Below are 24,371 nucleotides of genomic sequence, written 5' to 3' on the forward strand. Positions count from 1 at the left end.
GTTACTGTGCTGCTGATTGTTCGGCATTAACGGTAAGACGTGCAACCTGGTTAGTTCTGATAAAGCGGCTCAGATCGACAGGTTTTCCTTGATACTGGATCTGTACCGCTGCCGGAGCGCCGATTTTAAGTTTATACGGAGCCTGGCCGGTTAGGTTTAACGTGCCATCTTTACGCTGCAGACCGCTAAACAGTTTTTTACCTGTTGCGTCAGTGACTTCTAACCAGCAGTCAGCAGTGAAATTCATCACCAGCGCGTTTGGATCCGCCGCTGGCGTTGCCACGCCCGCCTGGTCAGTCGGCAGTGGTGCCGTGCTGTTGGCCGCCGGTGCGTTCGTTGCGGTATCCACAGGAGCCTGAGACGGTGCAACCACCGCGTTTTGATCCTGAGTCGGAGCCTGAGTCTGAGGCGCTGGCGTGTTGGCCGTTGCTGCTGGAGCCTGCGTCGCGTCCGGTGCTGGCGTATCGGTCGTCGCGGTTTGTGGTTCGCTGGTCGTTGCCGCGCCGTCGGTGCTCAGTGGAACGCTCTGCGCGTTGCCGTTTCCGGCCTGGTTAAGTTCCGCGGAGGATTGATCGGCCATTGTGGTGATCTCTTCCTGCTGCGCCTTGTGGTTTTGCCACCACCACGCGCCGGTCAGGCCGACAACCACAAACAGCACCAGCCAGGTGAAGCTCATCAGCCAGCCATCACGTTTTTTACGACGTTTCCCCAGGGAGAAAGTTTGCATCGGCGCAACTTTTGCTGCACGCACCGGTGCCTGCTTCTCCATCATCGGCAGTAATTCGTCTTCGGGGATATGCACCAGTTTTGCGTAAGAGCGGATATACCCGCGCAAGAACGTTGAAGCCAGATCGGCAGGCGCCTTATCTTCTTCAATATCGCGAACCGTGGAAACCTTCAGGCACAAGCGTTCTGCAACGGCTTGCTGGCTGAGTCCGAGTTGTTCACGGGCGTTGCGAAGACGAACGCCAGTGGAGAGTGCTTCATGTTGGTCGTGAGTGGCTTCAGTATTCATTCGCTACAACTACTGGTACGTGAAAAATAAGGGTTCAGGTGCCGGTGAGTCACAATGCCACCCGCACCGCGAAACTTCTGGTCAGTTAACCTTGAACAGTCAGTATAAGACTGTCAGCCCGGAGATGACAGTGCAGCCCTGCCCGTGAAGCTAAACTGTTGTTACGTCGTTACATACTGCCCGAAAGTCGTATGAAACGCACCGTAATTATTACTCAGTCATCACGAATCTGACTGATTATTCAGTAAGATTATGCTTCACGGCGCAATAATGCGCCGTGATTGCATAATAATCAAACAGCTTTGACCGCAATCGTCTCGCCCTGCATGCGTTTACGCAAGGTACGTTTGGTTCGGTCAATCACATCACCCGCCAGCTGTCCGCATGCGGCATCGATATCATCACCACGGGTTTTACGCACGATGGTGGTGAATCCGTACTCCATCAACACTTTCGAGAAACGGTCGATACGGCTGTTCGAACTGCGGCCATACGGCGCGCCCGGGAACGGGTTCCATGGGATCAGGTTGATTTTGCACGGCGTGTCTTTCAGCAGTTCAGCCAGCTGATGCGCGTGCTCGGTACCGTCGTTCACGTGATCGAGCATCACGTACTCGATGGTTACGCGGCCCTGGTTAGCGTTGGATTTTTCCAGGTAGCGACGCACCGCCGCAAGGAAGGTTTCGATATTGTACTTTTTGTTGATCGGCACAATTTCGTCACGAATTTCGTCGTTTGGCGCATGGAGGGAGATCGCCAGCGCCACGTCAATCATGTCGCCAAGCTTATCCAGTGCCGGAACCACGCCGGAGGTAGAGAGCGTCACGCGGCGCTTGGAGAGGCCAAAACCGAAATCGTCCAGCATGATTTCCATCGCCGGAACCACGTTGGTCAGGTTCAGCAGCGGTTCACCCATCCCCATCATCACCACGTTGGTGATGGGCCGGGTACCGGTCACTTTCGCCGCGCCGACGATTTTCGCGGCACGCCAGACCTGGCCAATGATTTCAGATACACGCAGGTTGCGGTTAAAACCTTGCTGCGCGGTAGAGCAGAATTTGCACTCCAGCGCACACCCAACCTGAGAAGAGACGCACAGCGTGGCGCGATCCTCTTCCGGGATATAGACAGTTTAAACGCGCTGATCGCCAACGGCAATCGCCCATTTGATAGTGCCATCTGACGAGCGCTGTTCTTCCACCACTTCCGGTGCGCGGATTTCAGCCACTTCTTTGAGCTTGTTACGCAGCACTTTGTTGATGTCCGTCATGTCATCAAAGTTGTCGCTGCAATAGTGGTACATCCATTTCATGACCTGATCGGCACGAAACGGCTTCTCGCCCATCTCTTTAAAGAACTCGCGCATCTGCTGACGGTTCAGATCCAGCAGGTTGATTTTTCCATTTTTATTTGGAACCGCAGGCGTGGCGACTTCGGAGGTATTCACTAATTCAGACATAATATTTTCCGGCCTCGTTGTTACACGTTATGGCCCATGGAGGGTTGAAAAGAAACGCCCCGGAAAGCGTTCTGCTCGTCCGGGGCGTTGCATTGTACAAAGTCTGGCGCAGGGATGCCACGTTTGCACGTGGCATTTACGAAAATAATGTGTAAACGAAACCGTTAAATTAACGGGTACGTGGACACACTTCGCCTTCTGCGAAGAAGAACGCGATTTCGCGCGCAGCAGATTCAACAGAGTCAGAACCGTGGGTGCCGTTCTCAGTGAAGCTGTCAGCGTAATCAGCGCGCAGCGTACCAGCCAGCGCGTTATCCGGGTTGGTTGCACCCAGCAGGTCACGGTGACGCTGTACCGCATTTTCGCCTTCCAGTACGGATACGACGATCGGACCGGAAGTCATGAATTCAACCAGACCGTCAAAGAATGGGCGACCTTCGTGCTCAGCGTAGAAACCACGCGCCTGCTCAACGGTCAGGTGCAGCATTTTGGTGCCAACAATTTTGAACCCTGCAGATTCGAAACGCGCGAAGATGCTGCCAATAACGTTTTTTGCCACCGCGTTTGGTTTGATGATGGAAAAAGTACGTTCAATAGCCATGATAACCTCTGTAAAATGTTCTGTTGTTTTGCATACCTGAGTATGGTGTGGCGCGGATTATAATGAGCAATGGCGCCATTGCCTATGGATTCGGGTAACATTTTTTTAAAATAAGACGAGTTTTAGCAACAGCTCACATCTGAGGCCGCTTTTACCGTTACTGCAGCGTAAAATTCACCGTCGCCACCTGACCCATTTCATCCATGACCAGCAACTGATAATCGCCCGCTTTATCAAGCTGTAATGTATAGATTCTTCCTTTCACACTCAGCGGCTCTCCGTTTAAAAACCACCAGCGCTCACCGCTGTTACCGGTCGCCTGAAGCGGCAACGAAACGCGAGACTCACCGGGCAGCCGTTTGATAACGGCTCCCTCACGCACGCCAGTCAACATGAGCGGTGCAGGTGCATCCTGCGACAACGGCGGACACGTTGCTGAAGAGGGAGGCACCCTGACCGCACGACGCTCCGGGGCAGGCAGCCATGGCTCAAGCGGTAACGGCCAGACATCCAGCACCTTCTCTGTGGCATCCGGGCAATCTGCCGCAACGCGTTTGCCGGTTTTATCCAGCCAGACCGGGAAACGGATCCCGCGGATCCCCTCCTGCTCGGGCAGCAACAGCGTCGGCGGCTCACTTCCTTCCAGCAGCCAGGTCGACAGGCGCCGCCGACAGTTTTCACTGCCCTCCGGCAACGACTGCCCGCCAGGCCAGCAGATCACGCCCCGCCCGACGCTTTCCGGACGCGGGTCACGTGGCAGGCGCGCTTCGTCTATTGTTGAGCGCGACTGAAGCAGGTTATTCACCTGATTTAACAGCGGCACGGCACTGGCAAAACCAAACTGCCCGGCCACGGGCGTGCCGTCCGGCCTTCCGGTCCAGATGCCAATCACGTAACGCGCATTCAGGCCAATGGCCCAGGCATCGCGATAGCCGTAGCTGGTGCCCGTTTTCCACGCCAGCGGCGCAACCTGCGGCAGTGCGTTATCCGGTAACGGTTGGGCCTCATTCGCCAGAATACGGCGGATAATCCAGGCCGAGCCAGGTGACAACAGCGGACGCTCAACCAGCGCATCACCTGGCTGTAACCGCAGCCTTCCCGCTTTACCGTGCCGGGCAAAGGCGCTGTAGGCAGCCGTAATGTCTGCCAGCCGCGCCCCTGCCCCGCCCAGGATCAGCGACAGATTTGGCTGCGCGCCCGCAGGCAAAATAAGCGGCAACCCTGCATTGCTCAGCATGCCTGCAAAACGCTTTGGCCCGTAGACCTCCAGCACCTGCACGGCAGGCAGGTTGAGAGAGCGCACCAGCGCTTCGCTCATACTCACCGGTCCATGAAATCCGCTGTCAAAATTACCGGGACGATAATCACCGGTTTTCCTGGGGACATCCTGAAGCAGTGAGGCGGGATGGATCAGACCATCGTCGAGCGCCATACCGTAGATAAAAGGTTTCAGTACCGATCCCGGGGATCGGATCGCATTCACCATATCCACATGGCTAAAGCGGGTGTCATCATTAATATCCACCGAACCGACCCAACCGCGCACCTTCATAGTAGTATGATCCACAACGATCATCGCCAGTGAACTGCGCGCCGGCAGGCGGGATTTCCAGTTCATTGCCAGCTCTTCCAGCTGCCGTTGTAAGGCGGCATCCAGAGTGGTGACAATTTTGGTATCACGGCTTTTCCCCAGCATCATGCGTGCGAAGAGCGGCGCCAGCTGAGGCATCTGCCGGGGAGCCAGCCATACCGGCTCCTCACGGGATTCGTTAACCTGTCGGGCTGACCAGACGCCCTGTGTCACCATCCGATCGAGCACTTTGTTGCGCGCTGCTTCCGCGCGCGCCGGCCAGCGGTCGGGACGTAAACGGCTGGGGGCCTGGGGTAACACCGCCAGCAGGGCCGCTTCGGAATAGCTGAGCTGTGACGGCGGTTTCCCCAGGTAGGTCCAGCTTGCGGCACCTATCCCCTGGAGCGTGCCACCAAACGGGGCCCGGTTAAGATAGAGCGTGAGGATCTCGCGCTTGGAGAGGTGCCATTCAAGCTGCATCGCCCGCCAGAGCTGACGAATTTTTCCGCCAAAGGTGCGCGGATGCGGATCCAGCAGACGCGCGACCTGCATGGTCAGCGTGCTGCCGCCGGAGACCACCTTACCGGACGTCAGATCCTGCCAGGCGGCGCGCAGCACAGAGAAAGGATTCACGCCTGGATGCTCCCAGAACCAGCGATCTTCATACTGGATCAGGGCCTCAAGATAGCGGGGAGAGACCTCTTCAATCGTGACCGGATAGCGCCAGATCCCGTCGTTGTCGGCAAAACGCCAGAGCGGCGTGCCCTTCTCATCCACCACCACCCGGGCGGGGTTAACCTCTTTCAGCGGCAACGGCCAGAGGCGGTCGGCGGCGACAATCAGCCCCCCTAAAATGAGAAGCGCCCCCGCCAGCCACAGCCAGCGGGAGCGTATCAGACGTGCAACTGACATATTACGGTACAACAATCAGCGGGCCACTGGCCGCACCCGTTGCCCGCCACTGCGGAACATACATGGACTCCACCAGCGGCACCGGTACCTGATACGTTCCCGGCGTCACGGCGCGCGCCAGATAAACCAGCGTAACCGGCTGCCCTTCGTTAACCGGCACGGCGGCCACAAAGCGGTCGTCGCGGAACTCCATATGCTGAATATCCGCCTGCTGCATCTGGCTAAGCAGGTTCTGCACTTCGCTGCCGCTGTCCTGCAGGCTGGCGCTGCTGCTCGCCAGGTTCTGGTTCTCCAGCTCCAGACCCGCCGGGAGGAGATCCACCACCAGCGCATCTGGCACGTTCTGGCTGGCTTTCACTTCCAGCCATACCAGCACCAGCTCACCGCTCTTCAGCGAAGAGAGCGATTTCGAACTGCCGTCGGTTGCCAGAATATGGCGTTCAATCTGCAGCACATTCGAGGATGGCTGAGGGGCTGAGTCCGGGTAACCGGTGCTATCCAGACGCACCCACAGCGGTGCCGTGCCGGTGTTGGTGACCTGCAGCGCACCAAGCTGATCGCCATTCATATTCTGCACCAGCGCCTTGTCACCGCTCAATGCGGTACCCGAAAGTGAGGTTTCCGCCTGCCATGCTCCGGACAGAGTCTGCAGCGAACGTCCGGCCAGGAACAGCGCGTTACTCTCCTGTGTTGACAGCCAGCGCTGGCTGAAGGCCTGTTCAGACAGAGCATTCAGCAGCGTATTTTGCGCATCCGGCAGCAGCTTGTACTCCTCCAGAAGGGAGAGCATCAGCGCGTTATCGCGAAGCTGGCTGCCATAATCCGCCATCCAGTTTCTGCTGTCATTGCGCGGCGTTTTAAGGGCCAGATCCAGCGCCTGCTGGCTGCGCGGGGCATCCCCCATCAGTTTCAGTGCCATACCGAGCTGCATCAGCGGCAGACCCGAAGCCGCCTGTCCGTGACGCTCCCAGATTTCACGCAACGCCCCCAGCGGGGCTTTTTGCTGGCGCGCCAGTACCAGTGCAGCATAGGCCTGCACGGCAAATTTGCTGGCCTGGGTGTCGTCGCTGTAGCGGATGGACATCATGCCCGGATCCTGCAGGTAGCGGAGCAGTCGGCTATTGGCATTATTGACCGCATCCGTCGGCACGCTGTAGCCCTGTTCACCGGCACGCACTAGGAAGTCAGTGACATAGGCAGTCAGCCAGTACTCTTCGGGACCGTTTTTATCCCAGAGCGCAAAACCACCGTCGTCACGCTGCATCTGCAGCAGGCGGGAGATGCCAATATCAATGGCAGCACGACGCTTGTCGTCCGTGTCGCCTTTAATGCCAAGCGCCTTCAGCTGTGACGCGTTGGTATAGAGCGACGGGAACAGGCCACTGGTGGTTTGTTCAAGACAGCCATAAGGATATGCCTGCAGCTCACGGATATAGCGCGCCAGATTAAGCGGCGGTTTGCCGCTAAGCAGCAGTTGTCCCTGCAATGTAGCGGGAGAGAAGCCGTTGATATGCTGCCCTGGCGCAGTCCAGGACTCACCCGGGTTCAGCATGGCCCCGGTATTCACCGTCTGCGCCGGGAACGCAGGACGGACGCCGATTTTCCAGCTCTTCTGCTGCAAAGCGAAGGTCTCGCCAGGCAGCTGAAGCCCTGTTACCTGCGCCGTCACTTCGCCGTCACCGTAACCGTCCAGTGCACGCACCGGAATAAACAGCGTGCTACGCGCACCCGGTGGCAGTTTGACAGGCTGCGGCTGCGCCCCTTCGAGCGACAGCTTGCCGGTCGCGGTTAAGGCCACATTGAGCGTTTGCGGCCGATCGGTCAGGTTGGTGAGATCCAGCGTCAACCGTGAGGTATCGCCGCTTGCCAGGAAGCGTGGCGTATTCAGTTCGGTAATGACCGGCGCGGCCACAATCACTTTGCTTTCGCTGCTGCCGAAATCCTCTTCCGTCCAGGCCTGCGCCATCAGACGCAACTCGCCGTTAAAGTCTCCAATTGGCAGGGTGATGGACCCTTCACCATTCGCATCAAGCGTCACTGGCTGTGCCTGCTGGGCGATAATGGTGACATGGTTCACCGGTGGCTTACCGCCGCGTTTAAGCTCATCGCCGTCACCACCAAAACGCAGCGCGGCCATACGTCCCTGGCCTTCAATCACCTGGCCGTAGATATCGTAGATATCCGCGCCATAGCGCTTCTGACCAAAGAAGGCCTGCCAGGGATCCGGCGTGACGTAATCGGTAATGTTCAGCACGCCGCTATCCACCGCGGAGACCAGCACGTTCACTTTTTGTGGTACCGGGCCCTCTTTCACGCTGGCTTTTACCTTCACAGAAAGCGTCTGGTTCGGGCGCATTTTTTGCGGGTTATCCAGCGCGATATTCAGACGGCGATTTTCATCCCCCATCGGCAGATGCAGCAGGCCAACCGCCCGCTTCGGCGTGGCGGATTTGGATTTATCGCCAGGACGAACCACCAGCGTGCTGAGATAGAGGTCGTGGCGTTTCCATGCTTTGTCTACCGGAATAGAGAGATCCAGCCCGTTGGCCGGCACGTCGATCTCTTTCCACCACAGCGGTCCTTCGCTGGATTCGATCATCGCATAGCCTTTACCCGCCGCCGGTGCGGCGATATGCAGCTGGATAGTGTCACCCGGCTGGTAAGACGGCTTATCCAGTTTCAGGGTCACGCGATCGGGCCGCGCGGCTCCCGTGCCGTCACTGTTATCCTGCCAGCTGTACCCGGCCCAGAAACGCACGCTGCTGACCATGTCATCAGGCGCTTTCACTTCCAGACGATAGGAGCCCCACTCTACCGGGAAAGTCACTTTACCCGTTTCATCGGCCTTGAGGGTCAGCTCCTGCTCGCCTTCAATGAGATCTTTTTGATCAAACTGAGACTGCCAGCCATCGCTTTCTGACCAGTTCCAGTAGTAGTCTCGGCGTTCGCGGATCAGGCGCACCTGTAACCCGGACACAGCCTTTTTCGCCCCGCTGGCATCGGCATAGACAATGTCGAAACTGGCGTTGCCGTTTTCATCGACGATAGGCTGGTTAACGGTGGTATCGGTGCGGTAATCATACACCGCCTTGCTGGCGAACTGAGGACGAATACCCGGTAATTCGGCTGCTGGCCAGATAGCCTGTTCAGCACGACGCGTCACCGGACGACCGCCTGATTCCAGCAGGCTGGCCTGCAGGATCAGCTGAAGCGGAGAGTGCACCTCTTTCCACTGGCTTTCCGTAGAGACCTGCCCACGCCCCTGTTCATCAAGCGTAAGCTGCACTTCATCCAGGCTGCGACTCAGGTTGTCTTCGGCGATATCACCAAACTGGAAGCCAGGCAATGCCGGAACCGCTTCACGCAGTGGACGCAAAAAGAGCTGCCCCTGCAGGGCATTACCGTTGGCCGGTGCGCCGTACAGGTAATATCCCACCACGTTAAAGTCGACGTTATCCTGCGGTGAAACCGGCGTTTTTTGTCCGCTGAGATTCAGCGCCATACGCTCTGGCATGAAATCTTCGACGTGGAAGTCCCACAGACGCTGCTGGTTATCGCCCGTATTGGCGCGGATATGCCACATGCCGGTTTGCGCCCCGCTGTCCAGCGGATAGTTAAAGCGATAGAGACCGTTCTCCGGCTGGACGACGACGGTACGCGCCACCTGCCCGTCCGGACGCAGGACATCCAGCTTCACCGGCTGAGCGGGCAGCGGTTTACCGTCGCTGTCACGCAGTAAGCCGTTCAGGATCACCGTTTCGCCTGGGCGATAGAGGTCACGCGGGCCAAACATAAAGAATTGTTTGCTGTAGCCAGGGCTACCGGCAATGTCGAACTCCGCCAGATCGAGCGCCGGCAGCTTGAGGTCAAGCAGCGTGGTCTGGCCGTCTTTACTGGCCAGGAGCAGCGCGGCTTCTTTGTCAGTTTCGAGCTTTGCATGGCCGTCGGCATCGCTGTTCGCCTCAGCCAGGGCCTGTCCTTTATCGTTTAACAGGGTGACGGTTACGCCGGATTGCGCCGCACCGTTTTCCAGGCTCTGGGTGAAGATATCGAGACGGTTATGATAACGGTGAGCGGACAGCCCAATATCGCTTAAGGTGAAGAGCGCGGCGGCATTGCTGTAGTTATAGTGCCCTGCCTGATTCATCACCGCGATATAAACGCCAGACTGCTGGAGCGGCTTGATATCTTTCAGCGGCAGCAGCAGTTTTTCACGCGTGTTGCGCGCCGGGTTAAGATCGAAACGGCCGGTATAAACCAACTCGGCCATCTTCAATAAATTGTCAGACTCCCAGTTGGTTAGCGAGTTACGGTATTCCCACTGGCTAACGAACGAAGCCAGCGATTCAGGCTTCACGCGGTAGAAATTCACGTCCACGTTGTTAACGTTAAGCGCCATGACCGGCAGACCTTCCACCACCTTACCCGGCAGCAGTGACCCGCGGCTGGCGAAGCCGACCGTCGGCTCGACATCCCGGGTGGTCAGGGCTTTTTCGTAGTCGATGCCAAAAGTCGCTTTGTTTAACGCCTGCAGATCGCGTTCCACGGTGACGACCAGATTGCGGTTAGGCTCCAGATGGCGCAGACGAAGCTCTTTCAGGTTTGACGCCAGTTCCCACGCCCCGTCAACCTTGCCGCTTTTCTTATCCACGACATGCACGGTTTTCGAGAAATCCTGAGCCGGATTCAGTGGAACAGAGAATGTCAGCACCAGCGTGGCGGCGCCGTCCAGCTGCACTTCAGAGGCATCAAGTAGTGTGAGCGCTTTGCCCTGACTTTGTGCCGCCAGTTTTGCCAGCTTGTCAGCGTCTGGCTTTTCCGCCGCTTTTGGTGTGGTTGCTGTAGATGCCGCGGGAGCCGCAGCCTGAGGTTTATCGTCGCTGTTATCACAGCCGACAAGCGTAAACGTGGTGAGCAGCGCGAGAGAGAGCGCGGCTAAGCGAAACGGTTTCATCCTTTGTCCCTGGCCCATGGAGCCTGTTGGTCGTCTTCCGGATAAGTATTATCCGCAAGTTTCGTTAATACAAAAAGTCCATTTTTAGGATCTGGAAGGCGGCTCGCATCGTCAACGTGGTGATGTTACGCCGATCACAACGTCAAACGTCACATGTTACCTTTCACGTCATTTGTTTTTAAAACAAGAAGATAGCTGGATAAGCTCGCCGGGAGCCTGCTAGTTTTAAGCTCAAGACGCACCCCGAGTGCGCGGTTCAATAAGAGAGAAAGCCATGAAACGAGCCGTGAACGCCCTACAAAATTTCGGAAAATCATTGTACGGACCGGTACTTATTTTACCGATCGTCGGTCTGTTTATCGCCTTTGGCAATGTGCTGGGCAATGGCAACCTGGCCGAGTATCTGCCGTTTCTCGGCCATCCGCTGATCCAGAATATCGGCCAGCTGATCGCCAAATCTGCCGTGTCGGTGCTGGTTAACCTGGCCCTGGTGTTTGCCGTCGGCATCCCGATTGGTCTGGCAACACGGGACAAAGGCTATGCGGCGCTGATTGGGCTGGTAACGTTTGTGGTGTTTATCAACGCCATGAACGTTACGCTACAGCTTCAGGGCGAACTGGCACCCGCAGCACAGATGAAAGCCGCCGGGCAGACCATGGTGCTGGGCGTTCAGGTGCTGGAGATGGGCGTGTTCGCCGGGATCCTGACCGGCGCGCTTTCCGGATACCTGTACAACAAATACTCCGGCGTACAGTTTAACGGTGCGATGGCGATTTACTCTGGCCACTGTTTTGTCGCCATTGTGATGCTGCCCGTTTCCATGCTGCTCGGCGTAGTGATGAGCGAGCTGTGGCCGTTTGCTCAACACGGCATTAGCGCAATGGCGCTTGCTATCAAAGGTTCCGGTCCGTTCGGCGTGGCGATCTACGGCTTCCTTGAGCGCATTCTGGTGCCCACCGGTCTGCATCATCTGGTCTATACCCCATTCCTGTATACCGAACTGGGCGGCACGCAAGAGGTGTGCGGTACGCTTTATCAGGGCGCGCGCAACATTTACTTCGCGGAGATGGCCTGCCCGGAGGTGAAACAGCTCAGCAGCACGGTGGTATGGGATGCGCGCGGCATCAGCAAGATGTTTGGCCTGCCGGCGGCGGCGCTGGCGATGTACATGACCGCAAAGCCGGAGCGTAAAGCGGCAGCAAAAGCGATTCTGATCCCGGCGGCGCTCACTTCGCTGCTGGTCGGCGTCACCGAGCCCATTGAGTTCTCCTTCCTGTTTGTCGCCCCGCTGCTGTTCGTGGTGCACGCGGTGCTGACAGGTATCGGGATGATGCTGTTCTCCCTGCTGGGTGTTCACGCCATCGGCGCTAACGGGATTATCGATTTTATTCTCTACAACCTGCCGCTCGGCACGGAGAAGTCCAACTGGCCGATGTACATCGTGGTCGGGCTGATCATGTTCGCCCTCTACTTCGTGGTGTTCCGCTTCCTGATCCTGCGTTTCAACATGAAAACGCCAGGGCGTGAAGATGAGGACCAGGAGACGCGCCTTTACAGCAAACAGGAGTACCAGGCGAAGGGCAATAACGACGGGCTGGGTGAATCCATCGTCGTCGGTCTGGGCGGCCGGGAAAATATTGAAGTGGTGGATAACTGCTACACCCGCTTACGTGTGACGGTGAAGGATGTCGCCATCATTGATGAGCCGCGGCTGAAAGCGACCGGCGCGAAAGGGATTATCAAACAAGGTAACAACGTTCAGGTGGTCTACGGGCTGCATGTCAAAAAAATGCGAGAAGCCGTTGAGACGTTTCTCTGAAAGGAGCTAAAGATGTTTACACCCCCATTCATTCTGTCGATTGCTGGCGGCGGTAGCACCTACACGCCAGGTATTGTGAAAAGCCTGATGGTGCGTCTGCAGGACTTCCCGCTGGCCGAAATCCGCCTCTACGACATCGACGAGGCGCGTCAGAACACGATTGCCCCGGTGGTGGAAAAAGTGATCCGCGACCACAGCCAGAGCATCAAATTTACCGTCACCAATGACCCGGAAGTGGCCTTCAGCGGCGCACACTTCGTCTTCGCCCAGATGCGCGTCGGCCAGTACAAGATGCGCGAGCAGGATGAGAAGATCCCGCTGCGCCACGGCGTGGTTGGTCAGGAGACCTGCGGCCCCGGCGGGCTGGCGTACGGGCTGCGTACGATCCTGCCAATGGTCGAGCTTATCGATCTGGTGGATCGCTATGCGCATGAGAAAGCGTGGATCGTAAACTACTCCAACCCGGCGGCGATCGTCGCGGAAGGGGTACGCCGCCTGCGCCCGAACGCCCGCGTGTTGAATATTTGCGATATGCCGGTTGCCGCTATGCGTAACATGGGGGCGATTCTGGGGGTTGATCGCCACAAGCTGGAGGTGGACTACTTTGGGCTGAATCACTTCGGCTGGTTTACCCGTGTGTGGGTGGACGGCGAGGACAAGCTGCCGGAGCTGCGTAAACATATCGCGAAGTTTGGTCTGCTGACGGAAGATGCCGCCAAAACCGACCCACAGCACTCCGATCCGTCGTGGGTGAAAACCTGGCGCAACATCAAGCCGATCATGGATAACTTCCCGGAGTATCTGCCGAACCCGTATCTGCAGTACTACCTGATGCCGAACCAGATTGTTGAGCATCAGAACCCGGACTACACCCGCGCTAATGAAGTGATGAACGGGCGTGAGAAAAAGCTGTTTGCCGCCGCCGAAGAATATAAGCGTACCGGGATCCTGCCGGATGCCTTCCACGTTGGCGTTCACGGCGAGTTTATCGTCGATGTCGCCTGCTCGCTGGCCTTCAACCTGCGGAGCCGTCATCTGGTGATGGTGGAAAACCGCGGGGCAATTACCAATCTGCCGTACGATGCGGTCGTCGAGGTACCCGCTTATATCACCTCCGAGGGGCCAGAGCCTGTCCGCGTGGGCCAGGTGCCGCTGTTCCATCAGACGCTGCTGCAACAGCAACTCGCCTCTGAACAGCTGCTGGTGGAAGCAACTATTGAAGGGAGCTATGAGAAAGCACTGCAGGCATTTACCCTGAACCGCACCGTGCCGACCATTGAGCACGCGAAAGCGATTCTGGATGAGATGATCGAGGCTAACCGCGCGTACTGGCCTGCCCTGCAAAAAGCCTGGCTGAACGGCGAAGCGGTGAAAAAATAGGGGCTTGCTCGCGAGTTGAACGTGGTTTGCTTGTCGGTGTCAGAAAAAACACCGACAATCCTTTTTTACGGAAAAGAATGGAGGCAACCCATGTCCACCTCATATTTTGTCGCCGCCGACTGGCTGATTGAGCACGGCGACGATCCTGAAGTGCAGATTATTGACGCGCGTATGGCTCCTCCGGGCCAGGAGCATCGTGACGTTCCCGGTGAATACCGCGCAGGGCACCTGCCGGGCGCGGTATTTTTTGATATCGAAGCCCTCTCCGATCACACCTCCCCTCTGCCGCACATGCTGCCGCGCCCGGAAGCCTTCTCCGTAGCGATGCGCGAGCTGGGCATCAGCAAAGACAAACACCTCGTTGTTTATGATGAAGGTAACCTCTTCTCTGCCCCGCGCGCGTGGTGGATGCTGAAAAACTTCGGCGTCGAGAAAGTCTCGATTCTGGCGGGGGGTCTGGCTGGCTGGAAGCGCGACGAACTGCCGCTGCAGCAGGGGGACGTGACGCTGCCGGAGGGGGATTTTGACGCGACGTTTGACGCAAATGTGGTGAAACGCCTGACCGACGTGCTGGTCGTCAGCCATGAAAACACTGCCCAAATCGTCGATGCCCGCCCAGCCCCGCGTTTTAACGCTGAAGCGGATGAACCGCGTCCAGGACTGAAGCGTGGTCATATTCCGGGGGCGTTGAACGTGCCGTGGGGCGATCTGGTGTTTGAAGGCGAGCTGAAAACCACCGATGAGCTACGCGCGATTTTTGATCGTCAGGGCGTGGATTTACACCGTCCGATTATCGCCAGCTGCGGTTCCGGCGTAACGGCCTGCGTGGTGATCCTGGCGCTCGCCACGCTCGGCGTAAACGACGTCACGCTGTACGACGGCGCCTGGAGTGAGTGGGGTGCGCGGGACGATCTGCCGGTTGAACCCGCGAAATAATGGATAACCGCCTGGCCACGCTGTTAACGCGCGGGGAATCGCTGACCCGCGCGGAATATCGCGTACTCGCCCACCTCACGGAGCATCCGCTGCTGGTGGGCAACATCACGGTACGGGAACTGGCGCAGGCGACATTTGTCTCTACCGCGACGATTATGCGGCTGTGTCAGAAGCTGGGGTTCAGCGGGTTTAGCGAGTTTATCTGGCACTGCAAACAGCTCCTCACCGACACGCCGCATATTACGACGCAAGGAAACGCCCTTCCGCAGTTGCCTGCGCTGTTCAGCCAGTTTATTGCCAACTATCAGCAGACATTCCAGTGGGTGACCGATGAGAAGCGTCTGCAGTTTGCCGACCTGCTGCGTCACAAAGAGAGCTTCTTTCTCTACGGTGCCGGGTTTTCCTATCTGTTTGCCGAATACCTGACCAAAAAACTGCAGGTGCTGGGGAAAACGGCGTTTATCTCCGGGCCAGGTGACAGCCGGAACATTTTCCTCAGCAACGCCGCCCGTTATCAGGTATTTATTGCCGTCTCGCGCAGCGGCGAAACAGAGCAGGTGCTGGATAAAGCGCGGATCGCCAAAAACGTCGGGATGACGATTGTCGCGTTTACCCGCGCCTCGGCCAATACGCTGGCGGGTATGGCAGACGTGCACTTCGCTCTCTATGACGAGGCGGTGCATTACGCCGCGGAAGCCGCAGGGGTGACGTCGTTTGAATCGAATCTGGTACTGCTGATGGATTTACTGCTGCTGGAAGCAACGGGGTGACAGTCACCCCGCTGTAATCAGATGATGCGGTTGGTTTTGAGATCGCGCAGGAAGCCGCCCCAGCGACGCTCATAGAACGGTGTGATGTGCTCGGTAATAAAGTGGCTGATGCCCTTCTCACCATTCTTCACCTGGCAGATATCAATTGGCTCATCGCCCGGCAACGTATCGGTGGCCACGCTGCCCGCCGCCTGGATGATCTCGTCGATATCGCTGTCAGCTTCAATACCAATCAACAGTACCGGCTGTTCATCCGCTTGCTCTTTAATCGAACAGAGGAACGCGCGTCTTACCGGCTTCAGGGTTTTGAACAACGTGGTCAGGGAATCGATCATCTGCGCTGGCGGTTCGGCCACTTCAGAGAGCAGCAGCGTTTCGCCCCCTTCCAGCACTTCCTGGATACTGAGCGGGTTACCCTCTTCACCAATCAGATGGCTGATTTCACGCGGCGTGAACTCTTTCCCGGTCGGCAGTTTCGCGTTAAGGAACAGGGTCTGGCCCAGCGTCATTTCAAACAGCGTGCGCACCGGCATCACCACGAACGCCTGTTCATCTTCAACGGCGGTCTGCAGCGCTTCCAGCGAGGTAAAGAACGGGATCACCGAGGTACCGTCGTCTTTCTCCCAGTGCAGCAGATCCAGCGCGCTATCTTCAACAACCTGCTCACCTTCCGCCGCGGTTCCTGGCACCCAGACGGTGGATTCCAGCAGCGTGCGGAAAAATGCCGGACGGTGGGCGGGCTCGGTCGCCGCCTGTTCCAGCAGGGTTTCTAATTCGTTTTTGGTTTCTGACATAACAATTCCAGATGTCGAATTTCCCCCTCACCCCGGCCCTCTCCCTCAAGGGAGAGGGAGCAAACCAACCCTCTCCCCGTGGGAGAGGGTTAGGGTGAGGGCAAAAAGCATTACTCAGCCGTCAGCAGGTTCGCCACGGTACGCACGCCCAGGCCGGTCGCGCCCGCAGACCACTGCTCAACCGCCGCTTTACGGTAGGTTGCGGAGCAGTCGATATGCAGCCAGCCTTCGTGATAATTTTCAACGAAGTGGGACAGGAAGCCTGCTGCGGTGCTGGCACCCGCCGGGTACGCCGCGCTCGCGGTGTTGTTCAGTTCGGCAAAGTTAGACGGCAGCTGGCTGCGGTGGAACTCCGCCAGCGGCAGACGCCAGAACGGTTCGTTTTCTGCCGCAGCGCTTGCCAGCAGGCGGGCCGCCAGCTTGTCGTCAAAGCTGAACAGCGCATGGTAGTCGTTACCCAGCGCCGTTTTTGCCGCACCGGTCAGGGTAGCCATATCGATAATCAACTCTGGCTTCTGCGCAGAAGCGTCGATCAGACCATCGGCCAGCACCAGACGGCCTTCTGCATCGGTATTCATCACTTCAACATTTTTGCCGTTGCGGTAGCGAATGATGTCGCCCAGCTTGAAGGCGTTACCGCTTACCATGTTGTCGGCGCAGCACAGGTACAGCTTCACGCGTTTTTTCAGGCCACGGGTAATTGCAAACGCCAGCGCACCGGTGATGGTTGCCGCCCCGCCCATGTCGGATTTCATGGAGTCCATGAACGCGCTCTGCTTCAGGCTGTAGCCACCGGTGTCGAAGGTGATACCTTTCCCGACAAGGCAGGCAAACACAGGCGCGTCTTTCTCGCCGGTTGGGTTGTAGTCCAGCGCCAGCAGCACCGGAGGACGCTCAGAGCCACGACCCACGGTGTGAATGCCCATGTAGTTCTGCTCGCGCAGGTCTTCACCTTTGGTGATGCGATAAGACATGTTGTCGCCAGCCACGCCGCACAACAGGTCAACGGCGCGCTGTGCCAGCAGTTCCGGCCCCAGCTCTTCCGCAGGTGCGTTAATGGTGTCACGTACCCAGTCGATAATGGTCAGGCGGCTTTCCAGCTCTTTTTGACCGGCTTCATCAAGGTTGGCCCACTCAATTTTGCGGGTGCCTTTCGGCCCTTTATAACCAGCCCAGAACGCCCAGCTGCGGTCGGTGTCCCAGCCCTCGCCTGCCAGAGAGACATGCTTAATGCCGAGCCCATCAATTTTGCGCGCGGCGCGCTGGATCAGACCCAGATCGTCGTTGCCCGTCAGGTGCAGGGTAATACCGTCGTTGTTGATACTGTAAGTGGCTTTCTCGCCCCAACGCGCATCGGCGGGTTGCGTAGTGAGCGTAATCTTCATCGCTTCGGTCATTTTATTTATCCTTATTAGCAAACGGGCCGCCTGAAGGCAGCCCGTTACGTGATTTACTCTGCTTCATCTAACCAGACTAACAGAATCGCCTCCAGAATTTTTTCATTGGATGCGTTGGGATCATCGTCAAAATCCTCTAAATCGCAGATCCACTGATGCATATCGGTGAAGCGTACGGTTTTTGGATCGAGATCCGGATTAGCGTCGTAGAGCGCTTCGCCGATTTCACGGCTGTCTGTCCACTTCAGTCCCATATCAATGCTCGCGTGCGTGGTTGATAGTGTAACGTGGGAATTCCACGACCAGATCTTCGTCGGTCACCGCCGCCTGACAGCTTAAGCGGCTGTCGGGCTCCAGACCCCATGCTTTATCCAGCATATCGTCTTCGTCTTCAGTGCTTTCGGCAAGCGAGTCGAAACCTTCACGCACGATGCAGTGGCACGTTGTGCAGGCACAGGATTTTTCACAGGCGTGTTCCACTTCGATACCTGCACGCAGGGCAACATCGAGAATGGTTTCACCGGTCTTCGCTTCCAGAACAGCGCCATCCGGACAGAGGTCCGCATGAGGCAAAATAACAATCTTTGGCATATTAAACCTCGTCCACGGACTGGCCTTTCAGCGCGACGCGGACAGATTTGTCCATGCGGCGAGCAGCAAAGTCCTGGGTTTGTTTATCAACGTTTTTAATGGCTTCTTCTATTGCGTCAGCATCATTGCCCTGGGCGACCACGCTTAAGTGCGCAGCAGCCTCGTCAATCACCTGACGCTCAGCGGCGCTTAACAGCGCGGCATCGGCAGCGAGCGCGCCGTTCAGGCTTTCCAGCACGCGTGCGGCTTCCACTTTTTGTTCAGCCAGCATACGCGCCTTCACATCCTGCTCGGCGTAGCTCATTGAGTCCTGAATCATGGAGGCGATTTCGCCATCGGTCAGGCCGTAGGACGGCTTCACCTGAATGGACGATTCGACACCGGTCGATTTCTCCATCGCCGTCACGCTCAGCAGGCCGTCCGCATCCACCTGGAAGGTGACGCGAATATGCGCCCCGCCCGCAGGCAGCGCCGGAATGCCCCGCAGCGCAAAGCGCGCCAGAGAACGGCAGTCCTGCACCAGCTCGCGTTCGCCCTGCATCACGTGGATGGACATCGCGGTCTGGCCGTCTTTGAAGGTGGTAAACTCCTGCGCGCGCGCCACCGGGATGGTGGTATTACGCGGGATCACTTTCTCCACCAGGCCGCCCATGGTCTCTAAACCCAGCGACAGCGGGATAACGTCCAGCAGCAGCATTTCACTGTCCGGCTTGTTGCCGACCAGAATATCGGCCTGGATTGCGGCACCCACGGCAACCACTTTGTCCGGGTCAATGGAGGTCAGCGGCGTGCGGCCAAAGAATTCGCCCACGCGCTCGCGCACCAGCGGCACGCGGGTCGAACCGCCCACCATGACCACTTCCAGCACCTCGTTCGCCTCAACGCCTGCATCTTTCAATGCGCGACGGCAGGCCAGCAGGGTGCGTTTCACCAGCGGGGCAATCAGATCGCTGAACTGGTCGCGGGTGATGTCACCCTGCCAGCCCGCAACGTTTACGGTAACAGTCTGCGTATCGCTCAGGGCGATTTTGGCGTCGATAGCCGCATCCAGTAGTTCACGCTGTACGCGCGCATCGCTGCGATCGCTGATGCCCGCCTGCTCGCGGATGTAATCCGCCAGCAGATGGTCGAAGTCATCGCCGCCCAGCGCGGAATCCCCGCCGGTCGCCAGCACTTCAAACACCCCGCGGCTTAAGCGCAGGATCGAGATATCAAAGGTACCGCCGCCGAGATCGTAAACTGCAATGACCCCTTCCTGACCGGAGTCGAGGCCGTAGGCAATCGCTGCCGCCGTCGGTTCGTTCAGCAGTCGCAGCACGTGCAGGCCCGCCAGACGCGCGGCGTCTTTGGTGCCCTGACGCTGTGCGTCGTCAAAATAGGCCGGAACGGTAATGACTACGCCGTCCAGATCGCCACCGAGCGTGGCGGTCGCACGCGCCGCCAGCGCTTTGAGGATGTCGGAGGAAACACGAATCGGGTTCAGCAGACCGGCCGCGGTCGCAATCATCGGCAGGCCGTTTTCACTGGCCTGCAGCTGATACGGCAGATGCGGGTAGCGGGTCTGAATATCGGCCAGCGAGCGGCCCATCATCCGCTTAACGGAGCTGATGGTATTCGCCGGATCGCGCGCGGCGTTAGCGCGGGCATCAAAGCCCACCGCGTGGCCCTGCTGCTGGTAGTGGACCACGGAAGGCAGCAGATGGCGGCCCTGCTCGTCAGCCAGCGTCTCCGCCTGGCCGCTACGCACGGTCGCCACGAGGGAATTGGTGGTGCCCAGGTCAATACCCACCGCCAGACGGCGCTGGTGCGGTGCGGCACTTAAGCCAGGCTCACTAATTTGTAATAAGGCCATAATTGCTTCCGAAATTAAAAATCGAGCAGCTTTTCTTCGAGTTGTTCAGCACTGCTTCGCAGTTTATCGAGAAAACGGAGTTTGCGAACAGTGTCTGCCGCCACGTCCCAGGTCTCGTTGTTCAGTTGCGCCACCATCTGCTGATGGCGGGTATCAAACATGCCCTTCACGCGCGTGATGAAACTTTCCAGACGCGCTTCGTCTTTGGCCTGTTCAATCTCATCCAGCTCTTCGCGAAGCGTAAGCTGTTCCATCAGAAACGCCGTGTCGCGTACGGTGTGCTGTTCGCTCGCCAGATCAAAGCCGTGGAGCGAAAGCAGATATTCTGCACGCGCCAGCGGATGGCGCAGCGTCTGCCAGGCCTGGTTAATGGTCGCGGATTGCGACACCGCAGCCAGTTGTTCTGCCTGAGTACCGCTGGCGAATTTGTCCGGATGATACTGACGCTGCAGGTCCTGAAAACGGATCGTCAGCGCCTGGAGATCAATCGGGTATTGAGCGGGTAAACCGAAGAGAGTGAAGTAATCCATAACAATCTCAGGGGTAGCCTGTTAGAAGAAACCCCACGCGCAGCAGAGCCACGGTGGGGTTATACCTTCTTACTTCGCGCTGCAGATGCGTTGTCTGCGCTCGTTCACCCCAGTCACTTACTTAAGTAAGCTCCTGGGGATTCCCTCGCTTGCCGCCTTTCTGCAACACGAATTAATCGGTATAACAGCGGAACGCGATTAAACGTGGAAGCTTTCGCCGCAACCACACTCGTCTTTGACGTTCGGGTTCGTGAATTTGAACCCTTCGTTCAGGCCTTCTTTTACAAAGTCCAGCTGAGTGCCGTTGAGGAATTGCAGGCTTTTGCCATCGACCACCACCTTCACGCCCTTGTCTTCAAACACAGTGTCATCAGACGCTGGTTCGTCAACAAACTCCAGTACGTAAGCCATACCAGAACAGCCGGAGGTACGTACGCCCAGTCGCAGGCCAAAGCCTTTACCACGGTTCGCCAGAAAAGAGCTTACTCGCGCGGCAGCGCTGTCGCTAAGGGTAATCGACATACTCAAACCTCAATTATTTTGCTTCACGTTTGCTTTTGTAATCCGCAATGGCGGCTTTGATCGCGTCTTCTGCCAGAATAGAACAGTGAATTTTCACCGGTGGCAGTTCGAGTTCTTCAGCAATATCCGTGTTCTTGATTGCCTGTGCTTCGTCCAGAGACTTGCCCTTCACCCACTCGGTGACCAGGGAGCTGGACGCAATAGCAGAACCGCAGCCGTAGGTCTTGAAGCGCGCGTCTTCAATGATACCTTCATTGTTGACTTTAATCTGCAACTTCATCACGTCGCCACAGGCTGGCGCGCCAACCATACCGCTACCTACGCTCTCGTCGCTGTTGTCAAAAGAGCCAACGTTGCGCGGGTTCTCGTAATGATCGATAACTTTTTCGCTGTATGCCATGATTGAATTCTCCTTATGTACCGATTAGTGATGTGACCATTCAATGCTGTTCAGATCCACGCCCTGCTTGAACATTTCCCACAGTGGAGAAAGGTCGCGCAGACGGCCGATGGAGTTGCGAACCAGCTTGATGGTGTAGTCAATCTCTTCTTCGGTAGTGAAACGACCTAAAGAGAAACGGATAGAGCTGTGTGCCAGCTCGTCAGTCATACCCAGCGCGCGCAGCACGTAGGATGGCTCCAGGCTTGCAGAGGTACAGGCAGAACCGGAAGAGACCGCCAGGTCTTTCAGCGCCATGATCAGCGATTCGCCTTCAACATAGTTGAAGCTCACGTTGAGGATGTTGGGTGCGCCCTGCTCGAGATCGCCGTTCAGATACACTTCTTCCATATCTTTCACGCCGTCCCACAGACGGTTACGGAGCGTGCGCAGGCGCGCCATCTCGGTTTCCATCTCTTCTTTCGCAATGCGGTAAGCTTCGCCCATGCCCACGATCTGGTGAACAGGCAGCGTACCGGAACGCATGCCGCGCTCGTGTCCGCCACCGTGCATCTGCGCTTCAATGCGGATACGTGGTTTACGACGAACGTACAGCGCGCCGATGCCTTTCGGGCCATAGATTTTGTGGCCGGAGAAGGACATCAGGTCGACTTTCAGCTGGCTCAGGTCGATAGGCAGTTTGCCCACGCTCTGGGTCGCATCCACGTGATAGATGATGCCGCGCGCACGGCACATTTCGCCGATGGTGGCGATATCCTGCACCACGCCGATTTCGTTGTTAACGTGCATGATGGAAACCAGAATGGTGTCATCACGCATGGCCGCTTCGAGCTCTTTCAGGTCGATGATCCCGTTGCTCTGTGGCGCCAGGTAAGTGACTTCAAAGCCTTCACGCTCGAGCTGACGGCAGGTGTCCAGCACGGCTTTATGTTCGGTTTTGCTGGTGATGATGTGCTTGCCTTTTTTCTGATAAAAGTTGGCTGCACCTTTGATCGCCAGGTTGTCGGATTCGGTCGCACCGGAGGTGAACACAATCTCACGCGGGTCGGCACCCACCAGGTCAGCAATCTGATTACGGGCGATATCCACCGCCTCTTCAGCATGCCAGCCAAAACGGTGTGAACGGGAAGCTGGGTTACCAAAGTTTCCGTCCAGGGTCAGACACTGCATCATTTTCTCGGCAACACGCGGGTCCACCGGCGTGGTTGCGGAGTAGTCGAGATAAATCGGTAATTTCATTGCTCTATAAACTCCGTACATCGCTTCAATGCAAGGAATCAGGCAACCGGCTGGATGTACGACCGAGTACACGGGGCAACTTCGCCCCGGCCTGATTCTGAAATACTTATCTTTTTATTACGCGCGTAATTTAACGTCGATAGCGTCCTGCGCGCGGGTGCTGCGTTGAGATTCCTGGCTGTGCTGACGGCCCGATACATCCAGAACTTCCTGGTTATTCACCAGTTCACCGAGGGTGATGTTGTTCAGGAAGCCGGTCAGGCGGTCGCTCAGATCGCGCCACAGCGCGTGGGTCAGGCACTTATCGCCGCCCTGGCAGCCACCTTTACCCTGGCAACGGGTCGCGTCAACGGATTCGTCAACCGCACTAATGACTTCGCCAACCGCAATACTGCCCGCGTCTTTACCCAGCAGATAACCGCCGCCTGGGCCACGAACGCTGGAAACCAGTCCATTTTTACGCAGTCTGGAGAACAGCTGTTCCAGATAAGAGAGGGAGATCCCTTGTCGTTCAGAAATATCAGCCAACGGAACCGGGCCCGCTTCGGAGTTGAGCGCAACGTCCAGCATCGCGGTTACGGCATAACGCCCTTTAGATGTCAGTCTCATGTCTTACTTAACCTCAAACTCGCCCCTGCCCGGGGTTTTTTATAGTAAAATGGGGTATTGCATAGCAGGGCCAAGTCTGACATTCCTGACTAAATTGGTCAACTATTTACTTGACTGTTTTAGTCAGGTATTTAACGTTCCGTGCCTTCATAATATAGGTGCGGCCTGATGCCCTCACCCCAGCCCTCTCCCACGGGGAAAGAGGGAAATCAACACTACTCTTTATTCTTCTGCTCAATCGACGCCAGAATCCCACGCAGGATGTTCAGCTCCTGGCTTTCCGGGCGCGCACGGGTGAACAGACGACGCAGCTTATTCATCACCTGGCCCGGATGCCCTTCACGGATAAAGCCGGTAGAGAGCAGGGTCTGCTCCAGGTGACCATAGAAGCGCTCCAGATCGTCAACCAGGGGATAGGCGGTCTCTTCTTTCGGTTCTACCTGCTGCTCCTGCGTCGCCAGCCAGGCCATCCGCACTTCGTAGGCAATGACCTGTACCGCCATCGCCAGGTTCAGGGAGCTGTATTCCGGATTCGCCGCAATCGCGACGTGGTAATGGCATTTCTGCAGCTCATCGTTAGTCAGCCCGACGCGCTCACGCCCAAACACCAGCGCCACCGGCGCCTGTTCCGCTTCCGACACGCTTTTCAGACCGCATTCGCGCGGATCCAGCATTGGCCACGGCAGCGTACGCGAACGCGCGCTGGTACCGACGACCAGGCTGCAACCCGCCAGCGCTTCGTCCAGGGTATCAACAATTTGCGCGTTACCAATTACGTCACTGGCACCGGCGGCCAGGGCGATGGCCTGAGAGTCCGGTTTCACCAGCGGGTTAACCAGCCACAGATTCGTTAAGCCCATGGTTTTCATAGCGCGGGCAACGGAGCCCATATTGCCGGTATGCGATGTTTCGACCAGCACGATTCGAATGTTTTGCAGCATAGTTTTTGGATGTCTGAATTCAGTGTCTAAAGAATATTCGGGCATATTATCATAAACGAGAGACATATTCCGATCCCGCT

Annotated in this window: 19 protein-coding genes and 1 pseudogene; 4 read left to right on the forward strand and 16 right to left on the reverse strand. The window is 57.2% G+C overall.

What is annotated here, in order from left to right; genetic code table 11:
* Position 1 precedes the first annotated feature (1 nt).
* The 5 genes and pseudogenes from rodZ to EKN38_RS02075 all read right to left on the reverse strand — a co-directional run bounded on the left by rodZ (position 2) and on the right by EKN38_RS02075 (position 10,511).
* Complete coding sequence (rodZ, locus tag EKN38_RS02055; RefSeq protein WP_014832895.1) at positions 2–1,015, reverse strand: cytoskeleton protein RodZ; 1,014 nt, start codon at positions 1,013–1,015, stop codon at positions 2–4.
* 292 nt (positions 1,016–1,307) lie between these two features.
* A pseudogene (locus EKN38_RS02060) lies at positions 1,308–2,474 on the reverse strand (bifunctional tRNA (adenosine(37)-C2)-methyltransferase TrmG/ribosomal RNA large subunit methyltransferase RlmN).
* A 169-nt stretch (positions 2,475–2,643) separates the two neighbouring features.
* Positions 2,644–3,075, reverse strand: coding sequence for a nucleoside-diphosphate kinase (gene ndk, locus EKN38_RS02065; protein ID WP_003860625.1), 432 nt, complete (start codon positions 3,073–3,075; stop codon positions 2,644–2,646).
* A 157-nt stretch (positions 3,076–3,232) separates the two neighbouring features.
* Entirely contained in the window at positions 3,233–5,557 is a 2,325-nt protein-coding gene (pbpC, locus tag EKN38_RS02070; protein WP_014832897.1) for a peptidoglycan glycosyltransferase PbpC, read from the reverse strand.
* 1 nt (position 5,558) lies between these two features.
* Positions 5,559–10,511 carry an alpha-2-macroglobulin family protein gene (locus tag EKN38_RS02075; RefSeq protein WP_014832898.1) on the reverse strand — a complete coding sequence of 1,651 codons (4,953 nt, stop codon included), beginning with the start codon at positions 10,509–10,511 and terminating at the stop codon, positions 5,559–5,561.
* Between the two features lie 274 nt (positions 10,512–10,785).
* Here EKN38_RS02075 and EKN38_RS02080 point away from each other — a divergent pair, with 274 nt between their 5' ends.
* The 4 genes from EKN38_RS02080 to EKN38_RS02095 all read left to right on the forward strand — a co-directional run bounded on the left by EKN38_RS02080 (position 10,786) and on the right by EKN38_RS02095 (position 15,416).
* Positions 10,786–12,330, forward strand: coding sequence for a PTS transporter subunit EIIC (locus tag EKN38_RS02080; protein ID WP_014832899.1), 1,545 nt, complete (start codon positions 10,786–10,788; stop codon positions 12,328–12,330).
* 12 nt (positions 12,331–12,342) lie between these two features.
* Positions 12,343–13,710: a 6-phospho-alpha-glucosidase gene (locus EKN38_RS02085; RefSeq protein WP_014832900.1), complete on the forward strand. Its 1,368-nt coding sequence runs from the start codon at positions 12,343–12,345 to the stop codon at positions 13,708–13,710.
* 90 nt (positions 13,711–13,800) lie between these two features.
* The gene (sseA, locus tag EKN38_RS02090; RefSeq protein ID WP_014832901.1) at positions 13,801–14,646 is read left to right on the forward strand and encodes a 3-mercaptopyruvate sulfurtransferase; all 846 of its coding nucleotides are present in this window, start codon (positions 13,801–13,803) and stop codon (positions 14,644–14,646) included.
* Positions 14,646–15,416: a MurR/RpiR family transcriptional regulator gene (locus tag EKN38_RS02095; RefSeq protein WP_013098289.1), complete on the forward strand. Its 771-nt coding sequence runs from the start codon at positions 14,646–14,648 to the stop codon at positions 15,414–15,416. Before sseA ends, EKN38_RS02095 begins: the two co-directional genes overlap by 1 nt.
* Before the next feature lie 17 nt (positions 15,417–15,433).
* Here EKN38_RS02095 and sseB read toward each other — a convergent pair whose 3' ends face one another.
* The 11 genes from sseB to trmJ all read right to left on the reverse strand — a co-directional run bounded on the left by sseB (position 15,434) and on the right by trmJ (position 24,291).
* Entirely contained in the window at positions 15,434–16,210 is a 777-nt protein-coding gene (gene sseB, locus EKN38_RS02100; protein WP_014832902.1) for an enhanced serine sensitivity protein SseB, read from the reverse strand.
* A gap of 110 nt (positions 16,211–16,320) precedes the next feature.
* Entirely contained in the window at positions 16,321–17,607 is a 1,287-nt protein-coding gene (gene pepB, locus EKN38_RS02105; protein ID WP_014832903.1) for an aminopeptidase PepB, read from the reverse strand.
* A 53-nt stretch (positions 17,608–17,660) separates the two neighbouring features.
* Positions 17,661–17,861 carry a Fe-S cluster assembly protein IscX gene (iscX, locus tag EKN38_RS02110; protein ID WP_003860650.1) on the reverse strand — a complete coding sequence of 67 codons (201 nt, stop codon included), beginning with the start codon at positions 17,859–17,861 and terminating at the stop codon, positions 17,661–17,663.
* A gap of 1 nt (position 17,862) precedes the next feature.
* Positions 17,863–18,198, reverse strand: a complete 336-nt coding sequence (gene fdx / locus EKN38_RS02115; protein ID WP_003860652.1) for an ISC system 2Fe-2S type ferredoxin — start codon at positions 18,196–18,198, stop codon at positions 17,863–17,865.
* Between the two features lies 1 nt (position 18,199).
* The gene (hscA, locus tag EKN38_RS02120; protein WP_014832904.1) at positions 18,200–20,050 is read right to left on the reverse strand and encodes a Fe-S protein assembly chaperone HscA; all 1,851 of its coding nucleotides are present in this window, start codon (positions 20,048–20,050) and stop codon (positions 18,200–18,202) included.
* 14 nt (positions 20,051–20,064) lie between these two features.
* Positions 20,065–20,580 (reverse strand): co-chaperone HscB, encoded by a 516-nt coding sequence (gene hscB / locus EKN38_RS02125; protein ID WP_014832905.1) that lies wholly within the window; start codon positions 20,578–20,580, stop codon positions 20,065–20,067.
* 198 nt (positions 20,581–20,778) lie between these two features.
* Positions 20,779–21,102, reverse strand: a complete 324-nt coding sequence (gene iscA / locus EKN38_RS02130) for an iron-sulfur cluster assembly protein IscA (protein ID WP_003860659.1) — start codon at positions 21,100–21,102, stop codon at positions 20,779–20,781.
* A gap of 13 nt (positions 21,103–21,115) precedes the next feature.
* On the reverse strand, positions 21,116–21,502 hold the full coding sequence (iscU, locus tag EKN38_RS02135; protein WP_003860661.1) for a Fe-S cluster assembly scaffold IscU: 387 nt from the start codon (positions 21,500–21,502) through the stop codon (positions 21,116–21,118).
* A gap of 24 nt (positions 21,503–21,526) precedes the next feature.
* Entirely contained in the window at positions 21,527–22,741 is a 1,215-nt protein-coding gene (gene iscS, locus EKN38_RS02140; RefSeq protein ID WP_003860663.1) for a cysteine desulfurase, read from the reverse strand.
* Positions 22,742–22,858: 117 nt separating this feature from the next.
* Positions 22,859–23,350: a Fe-S cluster assembly transcriptional regulator IscR gene (gene iscR, locus EKN38_RS02145; RefSeq protein WP_013098294.1), complete on the reverse strand. Its 492-nt coding sequence runs from the start codon at positions 23,348–23,350 to the stop codon at positions 22,859–22,861.
* A gap of 215 nt (positions 23,351–23,565) precedes the next feature.
* Positions 23,566–24,291, reverse strand: coding sequence for a tRNA (cytosine(32)/uridine(32)-2'-O)-methyltransferase TrmJ (gene trmJ / locus EKN38_RS02150; protein WP_014832906.1), 726 nt, complete (start codon positions 24,289–24,291; stop codon positions 23,566–23,568).
* Between the last annotated feature and the right edge of the window lie 80 nt (positions 24,292–24,371).

This window comes from Enterobacter sp. WCHEn045836, from assembly GCF_003965585.1.
GTDB lineage: Bacteria > Pseudomonadota > Gammaproteobacteria > Enterobacterales > Enterobacteriaceae > Enterobacter > Enterobacter dissolvens.

Coding starts and splice junctions, on each gene's coding strand:
- rodZ (WP_014832895.1), bottom strand. CDS start 1,015: ATGAATACTGAAGCCACTCACGACCAACATGAAGCACTCTCCACTGGC.
- ndk (WP_003860625.1), bottom strand. CDS start 3,075: ATGGCTATTGAACGTACTTTTTCCATCATCAAACCAAACGCGGTGGCA.
- pbpC (WP_014832897.1), bottom strand. CDS start 5,557: ATGTCAGTTGCACGTCTGATACGCTCCCGCTGGCTGTGGCTGGCGGGG.
- EKN38_RS02075 (WP_014832898.1), bottom strand. CDS start 10,511: ATGAAACCGTTTCGCTTAGCCGCGCTCTCTCTCGCGCTGCTCACCACG.
- EKN38_RS02080 (WP_014832899.1), top strand. CDS start 10,786: ATGAAACGAGCCGTGAACGCCCTACAAAATTTCGGAAAATCATTGTAC.
- EKN38_RS02085 (WP_014832900.1), top strand. CDS start 12,343: ATGTTTACACCCCCATTCATTCTGTCGATTGCTGGCGGCGGTAGCACC.
- sseA (WP_014832901.1), top strand. CDS start 13,801: ATGTCCACCTCATATTTTGTCGCCGCCGACTGGCTGATTGAGCACGGC.
- EKN38_RS02095 (WP_013098289.1), top strand. CDS start 14,646: ATGGATAACCGCCTGGCCACGCTGTTAACGCGCGGGGAATCGCTGACC.
- sseB (WP_014832902.1), bottom strand. CDS start 16,210: ATGTCAGAAACCAAAAACGAATTAGAAACCCTGCTGGAACAGGCGGCG.
- pepB (WP_014832903.1), bottom strand. CDS start 17,607: ATGACCGAAGCGATGAAGATTACGCTCACTACGCAACCCGCCGATGCG.
- iscX (WP_003860650.1), bottom strand. CDS start 17,861: ATGGGACTGAAGTGGACAGACAGCCGTGAAATCGGCGAAGCGCTCTAC.
- fdx (WP_003860652.1), bottom strand. CDS start 18,198: ATGCCAAAGATTGTTATTTTGCCTCATGCGGACCTCTGTCCGGATGGC.
- hscA (WP_014832904.1), bottom strand. CDS start 20,050: ATGGCCTTATTACAAATTAGTGAGCCTGGCTTAAGTGCCGCACCGCAC.
- hscB (WP_014832905.1), bottom strand. CDS start 20,580: ATGGATTACTTCACTCTCTTCGGTTTACCCGCTCAATACCCGATTGAT.
- iscA (WP_003860659.1), bottom strand. CDS start 21,102: ATGTCGATTACCCTTAGCGACAGCGCTGCCGCGCGAGTAAGCTCTTTT.
- iscU (WP_003860661.1), bottom strand. CDS start 21,502: ATGGCATACAGCGAAAAAGTTATCGATCATTACGAGAACCCGCGCAAC.
- iscS (WP_003860663.1), bottom strand. CDS start 22,741: ATGAAATTACCGATTTATCTCGACTACTCCGCAACCACGCCGGTGGAC.
- iscR (WP_013098294.1), bottom strand. CDS start 23,350: ATGAGACTGACATCTAAAGGGCGTTATGCCGTAACCGCGATGCTGGAC.
- trmJ (WP_014832906.1), bottom strand. CDS start 24,291: ATGCTGCAAAACATTCGAATCGTGCTGGTCGAAACATCGCATACCGGC.